Source organism: Acidimicrobiales bacterium, from assembly GCA_036399815.1.
GTDB lineage: Bacteria > Actinomycetota > Acidimicrobiia > Acidimicrobiales > DASWMK01 > DASWMK01.
Genome location: DASWMK010000165.1, coordinates 1 through 14,553, shown reverse-complemented (window position 1 = coordinate 14,553; position 14,553 = coordinate 1). Strand labels below are relative to the sequence as shown.

Sequence of the window (14,553 nt, the reverse complement as noted above, 5' to 3'; positions counted from 1 at the left end):
TCGGCGACCCGCACGTGGGTCCGGTCCCGGACGACGGGCTCGCCGCCGACGACCACCTCCGTCACGTCGGCCGCCGTCGCCGCGAACACGACCTGGCCGGGGTCGGCGCCGGCCAGGCGGGGGGACGAAAGGTCCACGGCGCAGAAGTCGGCCAGGCGCCCGGGGGCGAGCTCGCCGGCGTCCCAGCCGAGCGACGCCGCCCCGCCGCCCGTGGCCGCGGCGAGGAGGGCGGCCGGGTCGTGGTGGCCCCGGCGGCCGGTGCGGAGGCGCTCGTCCAGCTCGACGGCCCGCGCCTCCTCGAACAGGTCGACGACGGCGTGGCTGTCGCTGCCGAGGCAGAGCGGGCTGCCGGCGGCGGCCAGGTCGGCGGCCGGCCCGATCCCGTCGGCCAGGTCCCGCTCGGTCGTCGGGCACAGGCACACCGACGTGCCGGTGCCGCCCAGCAGGGCGACGTCGACGGCGGTCAGGTGGGTGGCGTGCACGGCGGTGGTGGACGGGCCGAGGACGCCGCAGTCGTCGGCCAGCCCGGCCGGGGTGCGGCCGGTGGCGGCCAGGCAGGCCTCGTTCTCGGCCGGCTGCTCGGACAGGTGGAGGTGCAGCGGCATGCGGTGGGTGGCCGCGAACGCCGCCACCTCGGCCATGGCGGCGGGGTCGACGGCCCGCACGCTGTGGATCGCCGCGCCGGGCCGCCAGCCGGGCCCGCCCTCGCCGAGCGCCGCCACCCGCTCGGCCCACGCCGCCGCCGAGCCGTCGCCGAAGCGCCGCTGGCGCTCGTCGAGGGGCCGCCCGTCCACCCCGCCGTGCAGGTAGCAGGTGTCGAGCAGGGTCAGGCGCACGCCGGCCTCGGCCGCCGCCGCCACCAGCGCCTCGGCCATGGCGTTCGGGTCGTCGTAGGGGCGGCCGTCGGGGCGGTGGTGGACGTAGTGGAACTCGCCGACGGCGGTGATCCCGGCGAGCGCCATCTCCGCGTAGGCGGCCAGCGCCAGCCCGTGGAGGGAGCCGGGGTCGAGGGCGACGGCGACCGCGTACATCGCCTCCCGCCAGGTCCAGAAGTCGCCGCGGCCGGCGTGGGTCCTGCCCCGCAGCGCCCGGTGGAAGGCGTGGCTGTGGGCGTTGGCCAGGCCGGGCAGCACGAGCCCGGGCAGCCGGGTGTCGCCCTCGGCCGCCGGCACGCCGTGCTCGACCCGCACGAGGCGCTCGCCCTCGGCCGTCAGCCGGACGTCGGTGCGGGCCGCGCCGTCGACCCAGCCCCAGCCGGCGTGCCAGGACCGGATCGGGGTCAGCACGCCAGGTCGGCCAGGACGGCGGCCAGCGCGGCCACGCCGGCGACGCAGTCGTCGTCGGTGGCCGACTCGGCCGGGCTGTGGGACACGCCGGTGGGGTTGCGGACGAACAGCATGGCCGTGCGGGCCGCGGGGGCGAGGATGCCGGCGTCGTGGCCGGCGCCGGTGGGCAGCTCCGGCGCGCCGAGCAGGGCGGTCAGCCGGGCGCGCAGGCCGGGGTCGAACGGGACGGCGGCCGTGCGGGACTCGACCGCCACCTCGACGTCCACGCCGTGCTCGCCGGCGGCCGCCCGCACGTCCTCCTCCCACCCGGCCACGAGCGCGTCGAGGGCCGGGTCGTCCGGGGCGCGGGCGTCGAGCCAGAGGTCGACCCTGGACGGGACGACGTTGGTCCCGTTGGGCGTCACCGCCACCCGGCCGACCGTGGCCAGCCCGCCGGTGGCGGCTGCCCTCGCCCTCGCCGCGATGACGGCGGCGGCGAGGACCATGGCCGGGTCCCGGCGGTCCTCGAGGCGGGTGGTGCCGGCGTGGTTGGCCTCGCCCACCGCCGTGCACCGCCACCGGCCGTGCGGCCAGATCTCGGTGGCGACGGCGACCGGGGCGTCGAGGTCGGCCAGCCCCCTGCCCTGCTCGACGTGGAGCTCCACGAAGGCGCCGATGCGGCCGAGCCGGAGCGGCTCGGGGCCGAGCCCGGAGGGGTCGACGCCGGCGGCGGCCATGGCGTCGGCCATGCGCACGCCGTCCGTGCCCGTGCGCCGGCGGGCGTCGTCGGGGTCGACGGCGCCGGTGGCCAGGCGGCTGCCCACGCACGACAGGCCGAAGCGGGCGCCCTCCTCGTCGGCGAAGGCGACGACCGCCACCGGCCGGCGCAGCGGGCGGTCGCCGGCCAGCACGTCCTCGACGGCGAGGAGGCCGGCCACCACGCCGAGCGCCCCGTCGTAGGCGCCGCCCTCGGGCACGGTGTCCAGGTGGCTGCCGGTGACGACGGCGCCGGCTGCGGCCGCCGTCGACCCCTCCGGCCACCACCAGGCCCACAGGTTGCCGTTGGCGTCCTGCTCGACGTCGCCGCCGATCCCGGCCGCCTCCGCCTCGAACCACGCCCGGGCGGCCGCGTCCTCGGCCGTCCAGGCGAAGCGGTTCCAGCCGCCGGCCGGCGAGCGCCCGATGGCCGCCAGCCCGTCGAACGACGCCCGGAACCGGGCGGCCGTCGTCACCGGCCGGCGAGCGGGATGCGCACGCCCCGGTCGCGGGCGACGGCCATGGCCTCGGGGTAGCCGGCGTCGGCGTGGCGGGCGACGCCGGTGCCCGGGTCGCTCGTCAGCACCCGCTCGAGCTTCTGCGCGGCGAGGTCGGAGCCGTCGGCGACGGCCACCATCCCGGCGTGGATCGAGCGGCCGATGCCCACCCCGCCGCCGTGGTGGACGCTCACCCACGACGCCCCGCTGGCGCAGTTGAGGAGCGCGTTGAGGATCGGCCAGTCGGCGATGGCGTCGCTGCCGTCGGCCATGGCCTCGGTCTCCCGGTACGGCGAGGCCACCGACCCGGAGTCGAGGTGGTCGCGGCCGATCACGATCGGCGCCTGCACCCGGCCGCTGGCGACGAGCTCGTTGAAGCGGACGCCGAGCTCGGCCCGCTCGCCGTAGCCGAGCCAGCAGATGCGGGCGGGCAGGCCCTGGAAGGCGACCCGGTCCGACGCCATGCGGATCCAGCGCAGGAGCGGCTCGTTGTCCGGGAACTGCTCGATGGCCGCCTTGTCGGTGACGCCGATGTCGGCCGGGTCGCCCGACAGCGCCGCCCACCGGAACGGGCCCTTGCCCTCGCAGAACAGCGGGCGGATGTAGGCGGGGATGAACCCCGGGTACGAGAACGCCTGCTCGAAGCCGCCCAGCCGGGCCTCGGCCCGCAGGCTGTTGCCGTAGTCGAACACCTCGGCGCCCCGCTCCTGGAAGGCGACCATCGCCGCGCAGTGCTCGACCATGCTGGCCCGCGCCCGGCGGACGTAGTCGTCCGGGTCGCGCTCCCGCAGCTCGGCCGCCTCCTCCACCGACAGCCCGGCCGGCACGTAGAACAGCGGGTCGTGGGCCGCCGTCTGGTCGGTGACCACGTCGGCCGCGAACCCGGCGGCGGCGAGGCGGGGGAGCACCTCGGCGGCGTTGCCGAGCAGGCCGATCGACAGGGCCCGGCGATCGTCCCTCGCCTCCTCGGCCAGCCGGCAGGCGTGGTCGAGGTCGTCGGCCCGCACGTCGAGGTAGCGGGTGGCGAGCCGCCGCTCGATGCGCGACGGGTCGACCTCCACGCAGATCACGACCCCGCCGTTCATGGTGACGGCGAGCGGCTGGGCGCCGCCCATGCCGCCGAGGCCGGCGGTGACGGTGATCGTGCCGGCCAGGGTGCCGCCGAAGCGCCGCTCGGCGATGGCGGCGAAGCACTCGTAGGTCCCCTGGAGGATCCCCTGGGACCCGATGTAGATCCACGAGCCGGCCGTCATCTGCCCGTACATGGTCAGCCCGAGCGCCTCGAGGCGCCGGAACTCGTCCCAGTTCGCCCAGTCGGGCACCAGCATCGAGTTGGCGATGAGCACCCGGGGCGCCCACTCGTGGGTGCGGAACACGCCGACCGGCTTGCCCGACTGCACGAGCAGCGTCTCGTCGTCCTCGAGGTCGCGGAGCGACGCGACCATGGCGTCGAACGCGGCCCACGACCGGGCCGCCCGCCCCGTGCCGCCGTACACGACGAGCTCGCCGGGGCGCTCGGCCACCTCGGCGTCGAGGTTGTTCATCAGCATGCGGAGCGCGGCCTCCTGCGGCCAGCCCTTGCAGGAGCGCTCGGTCCCCCTCGGCGCCCGCACGTCGCGGGTGCCGGTCGTGAAGTCGGCGGGGCTCATGGGCGGCGAGCGTAGGTCCGGCGGGGGAGCGGCGGGGAAGGCTGCCGCCCATGCCCGACGTTGTCCTCCTCCGCCACGGCGAGACCGAGTGGAGCGCCACCGGGCGCCACACCGGCACGACCGACGTGCCCCTCACCGACCGGGGGCGCGACCAGGCCCGCGCCATCGGCGCGCTGCTGCGCGGCCGGTGCTTCGCCCGCGTGCTCGTGAGCCCGCTGCGGCGGGCGGCCGAGACGTGCCGGCTGGCCGGCCTGGGCGGCGGCGAGGTGGTCGACGACCTGCGCGAGTGGGCCTACGGCGACTTCGAGGGCCGCACCACCGAGGAGGTCCGCGAGGGCCTCCCCGGGTGGACGGTGTGGACCGGCCCGGTCCCCGGCGGCGAGCAGGTGGACGACGTCGGCCACCGGGCCGACCGGGTCATCGAGGCGGTGCGGGCCGTGGACGGCGACGTCGCCGTCGTCGCCCACGGCCACCTCCTCCGGGTGCTGGCCGCCCGCTGGATCGGCCTGCCCGCCGAGGCCGGCCGGCTCCTCGCCCTGTCGACGGCGACGGTCTCCGTGCTCGGCTGGGAGCGCGAGCAGCCCGTCGTGACCGTCTGGAACCAGCCGGCGCCCGACTAGCTCTCGCAGCCGATCCCGTCGTTGTCGTTGCCGTCGAGCCCGTACGGGTCCGCCCCGTTCTTGATGTAGACGGGACCCTCGACGAAGATCGGCCCGTCGCCCTCGCCCCCTGCGCAGTCGGCGTCGTAGCCGATCGGGATGCAGGGGTCGTAGTTCGGATGGCAGTCCGACGGCGGCTGTGTCGGCGGCGGCGAAGTCGTCGGCGGGAGCGTCGGTGGCGCGGTCGTCGGCGGGACCGTCGTCGGCGGTGCCGTGGTGGTCGTCGGCGGCGCCGTCGTCGTGGTCGTCGGCGGCGCGGTCGTCGTGGTCGTCGGCCTCGCCGTGGTGGTCGTCGGCGCCTCGGTGGTGGTCGTCGTCGGGCGCTCGGTCGTCGTCGTGGTCGACGGGGCGACGGACGCCGCCTCGTCGGTGTCCGGCTCGCCGCCGACCGCGCCGATCAGCGCGAGCAGGACGAACACGGCGACGCCGGCGACGATCCACTGCGTCCGCCTCGACCAGGCGCGGTACGTGTCCCAGGCCCTCCGGTGCCAGGGCGCGCGCGCCGACGGCCACGGGTTCGATTGCATCGCGGTTCCCCTCCCCAGCGCTGCGCTCCCGTGCGCAGCGGCCGACCATCCTCCCACTCCGGACAGGTGCCGCACAAGGGCCGAAGCCCGCGTCCCGCCCGCCCCCGGAACGCCGCCGGCACGACTACGGTCCGCCCATGGCCCCTTCCCGCCTGGTCCTGCGGGGCGCCCGGCTCGTCGACGGCACGGGCGCCGACCCGGTGAACGACGCGGGGGTCGTGGTGGAGGGCGACCGCATCGCCCAGGTCGGCGGCTCACCGCCGTCCGACGCCGAGGTCGTCGACCTCTCGGGCGCGACCCTGCTCCCCGGGCTCATCGACGCCCACGCCCACCTCACGATCATCGACGCCGGCGACATGGCGTACGAGCGCATGTCCGCCGCCGTGGCCGCCGCCCACATCTTCCGCAACTGCTCGCTCGCCCTCGACGCCGGGTTCACGACCGTGCGGGACGCGGGCGGGGCCGACGCCGGCCTCGTGATGGCCGTCGCCTCCGGGCTGGTCGAGGGGCCGCGCATCCTGCCGTCGGGCCCGATCCTCTGCCAGACGGGCGGGCACGGCGACTTCCGCCACGCCTTCGAGATCCACCTCGAGCGCGACGTCCCCGGCCTCGCCAGCGGGTCGATCGTGTGCGACGGCCCCGACGAGGCCCGCAAGGCGGCCCGCGAGGCGTTCCGGCGGGGCGCCACCCAGATCAAGGTGTGCGTGTCGGGCGGGGTCGTGTCCCGCACCGACCGGCTGGAGGACGCCCAGTTCGGCGTGGAGGAGCTGCGGGCGATCGTCGAGGAGGCCGCCGCCCGCGACACCTACGTGCTGGCCCACTCCCACAACATCCGGGGCATCAAGAACGGGCTGGCGGCGGGCATCCGCAGCTTCGAGCACGCCACCTTCCTCGACGCCGAGACGGCCCAGGAGGTGGCCGAGGCCGGCGCCTACGTCGTCCCCACCCTCACCGTCCTGCACCTGATGGCGGAGCACGGCTCGGCGTGGGGCCTCGGGGAGGACATCGTGGCCAGGGCCGCCGGCGTCGAGGAGGCCATGAGCGGCGCGGTCAAGATCGCCCGGGACGCGGGCGTGAAGATCGGGTCGGGCTCGGACCTGCTCGGCATCGGCCAGGACCGCCGCGGGCTCGAGCTGACCCTGAAGGCCGGCATCCTCGGGCCGATGGCGGCCGTCGAGTCGGCCACCAGGGTGAACGCCGAGCTGCTCAACCTGGGCGACGAGCTGGGCACGGTCACCGAGGGCAAGGCCGCCGACCTGGTCGCCTTCGAGGGCGACCCGCTGGCCGACCCCGAGCTGTTCGACCGGACCGACCGGGTGCGCCTCGTCGTGAAGGGCGGGCAGGTGGTGCGTGGGGGCTGAGCCGCCCCACCGGCCGACGGTCGTCGTCGAGGGCCGGGGCCTGACGGCGGCCGAGGTGGTGGCGGTGGCGAGGGACGGGGCCCCGGTCGCCCTGTCCGACCGGGCCGTCGAGGCCATGGCCCGGTCCCGGGCCATCGTCGACGGGCTGGCGTCGTCCGGCGAGCCGGTCTACGGCGTGTCCACCGGGTTCGGCTCGCTGGCGACCGTCTTCATCCCCGCCGAGCGGCGGGAGCAGCTCCAGCGGTCCCTGGTGCGCTCCCACGCCGCCGGGATGGGGCCGCCGGTGGAGGACGAGGTCGTGCGGGCCATGGTCCTCCTCAGGGCCAGGAGCCTGGCCATGGGCTACAGCGGCGGCCGGCCGGCGGTGGCCGAGGCGCTCGTCGCCCTGCTGAACGCCGGGCTGACCCCCGTCGTGCCCGAGCACGGCTCGGTCGGGTGCAGCGGCGACCTCGCCCCGCTGGCCCACGTCGGCCTCGTGCTGATGGGGGAGGGCGAGGTGGCGCGGGACGGCGAGGTGGTGGCCGCCGCCGACGCCCTCCCGGCGGCCGGCATCGAGCCGCTGACCCTCACGGCCAAGGAGGGGCTGGCCCTCATCAACGGCACCGACGGCATGCTCGGCATGCTCGTGCTCGCCCTGGCCGACCTGTCGATGCTGCTGCGGGCGGCCGACGTGACGGCGGCGATGAGCGTCGAGGGCCTGCTCGGCACCGACCGCGTCTTCCGGCCCGACCTGCACGCCATCCGGCCCCACCCCGGCCAGGTGGCGAGCGCCGCCAACCTGCTGCGCCTGCTCGACGGCTCGCCGATCGTCGCGTCCCACCGGGAGGGCGACCCCCGGGTCCAGGACGCCTACTCCCTGCGCTGCGCGCCCCAGGTGGCGGGGGCGGCGAGGGACACGGTCGACCACGCCCGCCGGGTGGCCGAGGTCGAGCTCGGGTCGGCCATCGACAACCCGATGGTGCTGCCCGACGGCACGGTGTCGTCCAACGGCAACTTCCACGGCGCGCCCGTCGCGTTCGTCTGCGACTTCCTCGCCATCGCCGTCGCCGACGTCGGCTCGATCAGCGAGCGCCGCACCGACCGCATGCTCGACGTCGCCCGGTCCCAGGGGCTGCCGCCGTTCCTCGCGCCCGACGCCGGGGTCGATTCAGGGCTGATGATCGCCCAGTACACGGCGGCCGCGCTGGTGGCCGAGAACAAGCGCCTCGCCGTGCCGGCCAGCGTCGACTCGATCCCGACCTCCGCCATGCAGGAGGACCACGTGTCGATGGGGTGGGGCGCGGCCCGCAAGCTCCGCCGGGCGGTCGCCAACCTGGCCAGGATCCTGGCCGTCGAGTACCTCACCGCGGCCAGGGCGATCGACCTTCGCGCCCCGCTGCGCCCGGCCGCCGCCACCGGCGCGGCGCTCGCCCTGCTGCGGGAGCGGGTGCCCGGCCCCGGCCCCGACCGCCCCGTCGCCCCCGAGCTGGCCGCCGCCGAGGAGCTGGTGCGGACCGGCGCGCTCGTCCACGCCGTCCGGTCCGTCACCGGCCCGCTGCTCTGAGAGGATCGATCGAACCGAGCTACGGCGGGTACCGGTCCGTCTCCAGGTCGTAGACGTACCGGAGCACGACCTGGCGATACCGGGCGACGACGACCCAGACGACGACCACTGCCGTTCCGGGGATGAGCACGGCAAAGCTCGGCAGGGCCTGGTTCTCGACCGGTGCGGCCCGCTCGGCATGCCCTTCCCGGTCGCACAGGTCCATCAGGAACTGGATCACTGCTCGGCGACGGACGAAATCGCCCTCAGCCTCTAGCCAACGGTCAAGTGTGTCCTCGAGGTTGAAGGGCTCGTAGCTCAACCCCAGCGGTCGAGGCGCTCACGGAGGTCGCCCGCGGTGCCCGGGAAGGGCGCCTCGATGTCGCCGCCTTCTGCCCGGACGAGATCGGCGACGGCCGCGGCAACGTCCTTGCCCGCGACGATCGCGGACAGGATCGGGTCGACGCCGGCGCGCATCCGCTCGGCGACGTCGAGCAACGTCGGCAGCGACGTCACCCGCACACCGACCTCGACGAGTCGCGACACGGCGTCGACCGGGAGGCCCAGCACGGCTGCGGCCTGGGAGCGCGTCACGTCCGGGCCAGTCGTGACGATCGTCGTCGTCCCGCCGCTCGCGACCGCGTCGAGGACGGCGCGTAGGAACGGCGCGATGTTGGCGCCTGCGGGGAGACTGGACAGGGCGTCGAGCATCGCCTTCGCCTCACGACGGGTCACCTCGTCGCCAACGATGTGGACGACATCGTGCGCCGGCATGGGCGAGATGCTACGACAGGCTGTCACCGGCCCGCTGCTCTGAGAGGATCGCCGGCATGTCCGTCGTCGACCGCGTGTGGGACGAGGAGATCGTCCCGGCGCTCACCGAGTTCATCCGCATCCCGAACCTGTCGCCGGCGTTCGACCCGGAGTGGGCCGCGCACGGGCACATGGCCGAGGCCGCCGACCTCGTGCGGCGGTGGTGCGAGGGGCGGGGCATCGCCGGGGCCACCGTCGACCTGATGGAGCTGCCCGGGCTCACCCCGGTGCTCGTGATCGACGTCCCGGCCTCGGGCGGCGGGCCGGCCGACGACACCGTCGTCCTCTACGGCCACCTCGACAAGCAGCCGGAGATGACCGGCTGGCGGGAGGGGCTCGGCCCGTGGACGCCGGTGCTGGAGGGCGACCGCCTGTACGGGCGGGGCGGGGCCGACGACGGGTACGCGGCGTTCGCCGCCCTCACCGCCATCGAGGCCGTCCGCGACGCCGGCCGGCCCCACGCCCGCTGCGTCGTGCTCATCGAGGGGAGCGAGGAGAGCGGCAGCACCCACCTGCCGCCCTACATCGACGCCCTCGGCGACCGCATCGGCGACCCGAGCCTGGTCGTCTGCCTCGACTCGTCCTGCCCGACCTGGGACCGGCTGTGGCTGGTCACCTCGCTGCGGGGGATGGTCATCCAGAACCTCACCGTCGAGGTGCTGACCGAGGGCGTGCACAGCGGGCTGGCCGGCGGCATCGTCCCCGACTCGTTCCGCCTCCTCCGCTCGCTCCTGGCGAGGATCGAGGACGACGAGACCGGCGAGCTGCTCGTGCCCGAGCTGCGGGTCGACGTCCCCGGCCACCGGCTGGCCGAGGTCGAGGCGACGGCGGCCGAGCTCGGCGCGTCCATCGCCGACTGGCCGTTCGTGCCCGGCGCCGGGCCGGCCGGCGACGACCCGGCGGCGTGGCTGCTGTCGAAGTCGTGGAAGGCGTCGCTCGCCGTCACCGGCGTGGACGGGATGCCGCCGGTGCTCGGCGGCGGCAACGTCATCCGCCCGTTCACGCGCGTGCGGCTCGCCTTCCGCGTGCCCCCGACGGCCGACGCCGCCGCGGCGGCGCGCTCGGTGGAGGCGATCCTGACGGCCGACCCGCCCCACGGCGCCCGGGTGACCGTGGACGGGCTGGCCGGCGAGGACGGCTGGAACGCCCAGCCGATGCCGCCGTGGCTGGCCGAGGCCGTCGACCGGGCCTCGGTCGAGGCCTACGGGCAGCCGGCCCGCTCGATCGGCGAGGGCGGCACCATCCCGTTCATCGGGATGCTCGCCTCCCGGTTCCCCGACGCCCAGTTCGTGATCACCGGCGTGCTCGGGCCGGGCAGCAACGCGCACGGTCCGAACGAGTTCCTCGACGTGCCGACCGGGAAGCGGGTGACGCAGGCGGTGGCGTCGATCCTCGCCGCCCACGCCGCCCGCTCCCGCTAGGGGCCCCGGAGGATCAGGGACTTGCCGATGTCGGAGCCGACGGCCCACACGTCGCCGGTCCCGTCGAAGGCCACGCCCTCCAGGCGGGAGTAGTCACCGGCGGGGACGGCCCGCCAGGCCGACCCGTCCCAGTGCAGCGCCAGGCGCTCGGCGAAGGCCGTGCCGTGCGACGTGAGCCCCACGGCCCACACGTTGCGGGCGCCGCGGCCGTCGACGGCGAGCAGCTGGTCGGCGTCGCCGACGTGCGGGGTGGGCACGACGGCCCACGCCCCGCCCGAGCGCCGCACGGTGAGCGCCCCTGCGTCGTCCGAGCCGACGGCCCAGACGTCGGCGCCGGCCCGGTCCAGCCCCTCGACCGTGCTCGGGGCGGGCAGGGTGCCGGCGCCGGCCTCGAGCGCCCACCCGGTGGCCGTGCGGCGGGCGACGAAGCCCTGCTCGGCCCCGCTCGCCGTGCGGCAGGTGCCGCCCACGAGCACGGGCCGGGCGGTGGCGTCGACGGTCGTCAGCCGGGCCCGGTCGGTGCAGCCGGCGACGGCGGCGTACGGCACCGCCGACCACGAGGCGCCGTCCCAGTGGAGGACGAGCGGCCGCTCGGTGAGCGTCCCCGGGTCGCTCTGCTCGCCGACGGCCCAGGCGTCGGTGGGCGACGTCGCGCTCACGTCGAGCAGGTAGCTGCCCGACGGGCTGGGGCTCGGCGACGGGACGATCGACCACGCCGAGCCGTTCCACCGCTCGACGAGGGTCACCGACGCCTGGCCCGGGTTGCGGGAGTAGCCGACGGCCCACACGTCCGCCGGCGACGACCCGCCCACCCCGAACAGGAAGTTGGTCGCCGGCCCGCCCTCCCGGTCCACGGTCGGCACCCAGGTCCACGACGAGCCGTCCCAGTGCTGCGCGTAGGTGCGGAACTCGAACGCCCCGCCGACCGAGACGAAGCGGTGGCCGACGGCCCACACGTCGTCCGGCCCCGGCGAGAAGGCGTCGTGCAGCTCCTGGTCGCCCGACGGCCGGGTGTGGGGCACCTCGGTCCACTGCCCCGCCCTGGGCGCCGCCGCCCACGCTCCGGTGGGGACCGCCGCCAGCATCGCCGCCGCCACGGCCACCACCCGGATCGCTCTCATCGCCGGACGCTAGCGTCGGCGGCGATGAGGACCCTCCAGAACTTCGTCGACGGCCGGTCCGTCCCCGCCGCCGACGGCCGCACCACCGAGCTGATCGACCCCTCGACGGGGCAGGCGTTCGCCGAGGCGCCGCTGTCCGGGGAGGCCGACGTCGACGCCGCCGTCCAGGCCGCCGCCCGGGCCTTCGACTCGTGGCGGGACGCCACCCCGTCGGAGCGCAGCCTGGCGCTCCTCCGCATCGCCGACGCCTTCGAGGCGGCCGGCGAGGAGCTCGTGCGCCTCGAGTGCGAGAACACCGGCAAGCCGGTCGGGCTGACGACCTCGGAGGAGCTGCCCCCGATGGTCGACCAGATCCGCTTCTTCGCGGGCGCCGCCCGGGTGCTCGAGGGGCGGGCCGCGACCGAGTACCTGCGCGGCTTCACCTCGTACGTCCGGCGGGAGCCGGTGGGCGTGTGCGCCCAGGTGACGCCGTGGAACTACCCGATGATGATGGCCGTCTGGAAGTGGGCGCCGGCCCTGGCCGCCGGCAACACGGTCGTGCTGAAGCCGAGCGACACCACGCCGGTGACGACCGTGCGCATGGCCGAGCTGATGGCCGAGCACCTGCCGCCGGGCGTGTTCAACGTGGTGTGCGGCGACCGGTCGACGGGCGCGGCGCTGATCGGCCACCCCGTCCCCGCCATGGCCAGCATCACCGGCAGCGTGCGGGCCGGGCGGGAGGTGGCCGAGGCCGCCGGCCGCCAGCTCAAGCGGGTCCACCTGGAGCTCGGCGGCAAGGCCCCGGTCATCGTGTTCGACGACGCTGACGCCGCCGCCGCGGCGGCGTCGATCGCCGAGGCCGGCTACTTCAACGCCGGCCAGGACTGCACGGCCGCCACCCGCGTGCTCGCCGGCCCCAGGGTGCACGACGACTTCGTCGCCCAGCTGGCCGAGCGGGCGAAGGAGACGAGGACCGGCCCGCCGTCCGACGAGGACGCGTTCTACGGGCCGCTCAACAACGAGGACCAGCTGGCCCGGGTGCAGGGGTTCCTCGAGCGGGTGCCGTCGTCGGCCGAGGTCGTCGCCGGCGGCCGGCGGGCCGGCGAGGGCGGCTACTTCTGGGAGCCGACCGTCGTCACCGGCCTCGACCAGGCCGACGAGATGATCCAGCAGGAGATCTTCGGCCCGGTCATCACCGTGCAGCGCTTCGACGACGAGGAGAAGGCGCTGGCCTGGGCCAACGGCGTGGAGTACGGGCTGGCGTCGAGCGTGTGGACGAGGGACCACGGCCGGGCCATGCGCATGGCGAAGGCCCTCGACTTCGGGTGCGTGTGGATCAACTGCCACATCCCCCTCGTCGCCGAGATGCCCCACGGCGGCTTCAAGTCGTCCGGCCACGGCAAGGACCTGTCGATCTACGGCCTCGAGGAGTACACGAGGATCAAGCACGTCATGTCGAACATCGAGGCCTGACGATGGCCGCCGAGCTGCTGGGGTTCTCGCACCTGTCGCTGTCGTGCACGGACCTCGACACCAGCCGGGACTGGTGGTGCCGGGTGTTCGGGTTCCAGGTGCTCGAGTACCCGGAGGGGGAGAGCTGGCGGGAGGTGATCCTCGTGCACCCGCGCGGGGTGATCGTGGGCTTCCAGCAGCACGACTCCAACGCGGGCGAGCGCTTCGACCCGACGAGGACGGGGTTCGACCACGTCGCCTTCCGGGTCGCCCGCCGCTCGGACCTCGACGACTGGGAGGCCCGCCTCGACCAGCTGGGCGTGCCCTACACGCCGACCATCGAGAAGTACTACGGCGCCGTCCTGAACGTGAAGGACCCCGACGGCATCGCCATCGAGCTGTTCTTCCGGGAGGGCCACCCCGACCCCACCCGCCTCGCCGACCTGGGGTAGCGGCGCCGGTCGCCCCGCTCAGTCGCCCGTCGTCGTCGGGACCTCGCTCGGGAGGCCGAGGACGCGAGCGTCCGCGAACACGCCGTACGCGTCCCGGAGGTCGTGCTCGCCGAGCTTGGTGACCACGAGCTGGAGGCGGAGCACACCGGTGACGTCGAGGTCGACGGTGTCCTGCTCGCCGAGCGCCAGGTCCCGCTGGTAGACGGGTCGCCCGTCGGCGAACACCTCGAAGCGGACGACGACGCCCGAGTCGGAGTCGTCGCGCTGGCCGACGATGGCCCGGAACCGCGTGTAGTGCCGGCCGAGGTCGTAGCCCGCGAGGTCCGGACCGCTGTCGGCGTGCTCGACGAGGCTGTGCACGTAGTCGACCCCGTTGACGTTCGCCTGGACCTCGGCGAAGCCGCCCTCGACGGCGTCGAGGTCGGCGAGGAAGACGCTCACCGGCTGGCGGGCGACCTGGAGCTCGACCTGCGGCGCGAACGGCTCGCCGGCCGCCGGCGTCTGGGCGACGACGGTCCCGTCCGGCCGGCCCTCGTCCAGCACCTCCACGACCGTGACGGTCGCGCCGACGTCCTCCATGCGGGCCTGCGCGTCGTCGAGCGTGAGCTCGACGAGGTCCGGCATCGTCGCCGGGGCGACGGCGACGGTCAGCTGCGCGGGGCCGACGACGTCCTCCCCGGGCGCCGGCCTCTGCTCCAGCACCGTCCCGATCTGGCCGCCGCCCACCTCCTCCTCGACCTCGAACTCGATGTCCGCGTCGCGGAGCGCGTCCTCCGCCTCCTCGAGCGACATGCCCCGCACGTCGATCATCGCGACCGGCGCCTCGGGGACGCTCGTGCCCGACGTCGGCGGCTCGGCCCTCGTGTCCGACGTCGGCGACGTCTCCGAGGTGTCGGACGACGCCGTGTCGCCGACGGCGGGGCTCGCCGTGCCGTCGCCGCGCCCCTTCTCGTCGTCGCCGGCGAGGACGGCGGCGGCGGGCACGGCGACGAGCAGGGCGAGCACCGCGGCGACGAGGGGCCACCGCCGGCGTCGCCGCGCCTGGCCCGGTGCCGGCCCCGGCCGGACGGGGGGCGGCG

Annotated in this window: 14 protein-coding genes; 6 read left to right on the top strand and 8 right to left on the bottom strand. The window is 75.8% G+C overall.

Translation table 11 applies throughout. The features are described from left to right. The 3 genes from VGB14_11910 to hutU all read right to left on the bottom strand — a co-directional run. Positions 1-1,286, bottom strand: a 1,286-nt coding sequence (locus tag VGB14_11910; GenBank protein HEX9993623.1) for a formimidoylglutamate deiminase, incomplete at its 3' end; no start/stop codon positions are given. After that, positions 1,280-2,497: an allantoate amidohydrolase gene (locus tag VGB14_11905; protein HEX9993622.1), complete on the bottom strand. Its 1,218-nt coding sequence runs from the start codon at positions 2,495-2,497 to the stop codon at positions 1,280-1,282. The genes VGB14_11905 and VGB14_11910, both read right to left, overlap by 7 nt. After that, positions 2,494-4,167: a urocanate hydratase gene (gene hutU, locus VGB14_11900; protein HEX9993621.1), complete on the bottom strand. Its 1,674-nt coding sequence runs from the start codon at positions 4,165-4,167 to the stop codon at positions 2,494-2,496. Before hutU ends, VGB14_11905 begins: the two co-directional genes overlap by 4 nt. 50 nt (positions 4,168-4,217) lie before the next feature. Between hutU and VGB14_11895 the strand changes: the two genes are divergently transcribed. Beyond that, positions 4,218-4,787 carry a histidine phosphatase family protein gene (locus VGB14_11895; protein HEX9993620.1) on the top strand — a complete coding sequence of 190 codons (570 nt, stop codon included), beginning with the start codon at positions 4,218-4,220 and terminating at the stop codon, positions 4,785-4,787. Here VGB14_11895 and VGB14_11890 read toward each other — a convergent pair. Continuing rightward, the gene (locus VGB14_11890) at positions 4,784-5,353 is read right to left on the bottom strand and encodes a hypothetical protein (protein HEX9993619.1); all 570 of its coding nucleotides are present in this window, start codon (positions 5,351-5,353) and stop codon (positions 4,784-4,786) included. The two genes, VGB14_11895 and VGB14_11890, sit on opposite strands and share 4 nt — an antisense overlap. A 137-nt stretch (positions 5,354-5,490) precedes the next feature. Between VGB14_11890 and VGB14_11885 the strand changes: the two genes are divergently transcribed. After that, positions 5,491-6,714 carry an amidohydrolase family protein gene (locus VGB14_11885; GenBank protein ID HEX9993618.1) on the top strand — a complete coding sequence of 408 codons (1,224 nt, stop codon included), beginning with the start codon at positions 5,491-5,493 and terminating at the stop codon, positions 6,712-6,714. Continuing rightward, positions 6,704-8,257: a histidine ammonia-lyase gene (gene hutH, locus VGB14_11880; protein HEX9993617.1), complete on the top strand. Its 1,554-nt coding sequence runs from the start codon at positions 6,704-6,706 to the stop codon at positions 8,255-8,257. The genes VGB14_11885 and hutH overlap by 11 nt, the downstream gene beginning before the upstream one ends. A 19-nt stretch (positions 8,258-8,276) precedes the next feature. On the opposite strand, the gene VGB14_11875 is transcribed toward hutH, so the two are convergent. Together VGB14_11875 and VGB14_11870 are read right to left on the bottom strand one after the other, a co-directional pair. Beyond that, positions 8,277-8,477 carry a hypothetical protein gene (locus VGB14_11875; GenBank protein HEX9993616.1) on the bottom strand — a complete coding sequence of 67 codons (201 nt, stop codon included), beginning with the start codon at positions 8,475-8,477 and terminating at the stop codon, positions 8,277-8,279. A 77-nt stretch (positions 8,478-8,554) separates the two neighbouring features. Beyond that, positions 8,555-9,010 carry a hypothetical protein gene (locus tag VGB14_11870; GenBank protein ID HEX9993615.1) on the bottom strand — a complete coding sequence of 152 codons (456 nt, stop codon included), beginning with the start codon at positions 9,008-9,010 and terminating at the stop codon, positions 8,555-8,557. A gap of 56 nt (positions 9,011-9,066) precedes the next feature. Here VGB14_11870 and VGB14_11865 point away from each other — a divergent pair, with 56 nt between their 5' ends. Then, a complete protein-coding gene (locus VGB14_11865; GenBank protein HEX9993614.1) occupies positions 9,067-10,470 on the top strand; it encodes a M20/M25/M40 family metallo-hydrolase in 1,404 nt (467 codons plus the stop codon). Here VGB14_11865 and VGB14_11860 read toward each other — a convergent pair. Further along, positions 10,467-11,591: a hypothetical protein gene (locus VGB14_11860; protein HEX9993613.1), complete on the bottom strand. Its 1,125-nt coding sequence runs from the start codon at positions 11,589-11,591 to the stop codon at positions 10,467-10,469. The genes VGB14_11865 and VGB14_11860 overlap by 4 nt on opposite strands. A 24-nt stretch (positions 11,592-11,615) precedes the next feature. Here VGB14_11860 and VGB14_11855 point away from each other — a divergent pair, with 24 nt between their 5' ends. Then, entirely contained in the window at positions 11,616-13,043 is a 1,428-nt protein-coding gene (locus VGB14_11855; protein ID HEX9993612.1) for an aminobutyraldehyde dehydrogenase, read from the top strand. Positions 13,044-13,045: 2 nt separating this feature from the next. Further along, positions 13,046-13,474 carry a VOC family protein gene (locus VGB14_11850; protein HEX9993611.1) on the top strand — a complete coding sequence of 143 codons (429 nt, stop codon included), beginning with the start codon at positions 13,046-13,048 and terminating at the stop codon, positions 13,472-13,474. Between the two features lie 18 nt (positions 13,475-13,492). On the opposite strand, the gene VGB14_11845 is transcribed toward VGB14_11850, so the two are convergent. Next, positions 13,493-14,553, bottom strand: a 1,061-nt coding sequence (locus tag VGB14_11845; GenBank protein ID HEX9993610.1) for a PASTA domain-containing protein, incomplete at its 5' end; no start/stop codon positions are given.

Excerpts from the sequence above, each read along its gene's own strand:
- hutU (HEX9993621.1), bottom strand. The coding sequence starts at position 4,167 with ATGAGCCCCGCCGACTTCACGACCGGCACCCGCGACGTGCGGGCGCCG.
- VGB14_11895 (HEX9993620.1), top strand. The coding sequence starts at position 4,218 with ATGCCCGACGTTGTCCTCCTCCGCCACGGCGAGACCGAGTGGAGCGCC.
- VGB14_11890 (HEX9993619.1), bottom strand. The coding sequence starts at position 5,353 with ATGCAATCGAACCCGTGGCCGTCGGCGCGCGCGCCCTGGCACCGGAGG.
- VGB14_11885 (HEX9993618.1), top strand. The coding sequence starts at position 5,491 with ATGGCCCCTTCCCGCCTGGTCCTGCGGGGCGCCCGGCTCGTCGACGGC.
- VGB14_11870 (HEX9993615.1), bottom strand. The coding sequence starts at position 9,010 with ATGCCGGCGCACGATGTCGTCCACATCGTTGGCGACGAGGTGACCCGT.
- VGB14_11865 (HEX9993614.1), top strand. The coding sequence starts at position 9,067 with ATGTCCGTCGTCGACCGCGTGTGGGACGAGGAGATCGTCCCGGCGCTC.
- VGB14_11860 (HEX9993613.1), bottom strand. The coding sequence starts at position 11,591 with ATGAGAGCGATCCGGGTGGTGGCCGTGGCGGCGGCGATGCTGGCGGCG.
- VGB14_11855 (HEX9993612.1), top strand. The coding sequence starts at position 11,616 with ATGAGGACCCTCCAGAACTTCGTCGACGGCCGGTCCGTCCCCGCCGCC.
- VGB14_11850 (HEX9993611.1), top strand. The coding sequence starts at position 13,046 with ATGGCCGCCGAGCTGCTGGGGTTCTCGCACCTGTCGCTGTCGTGCACG.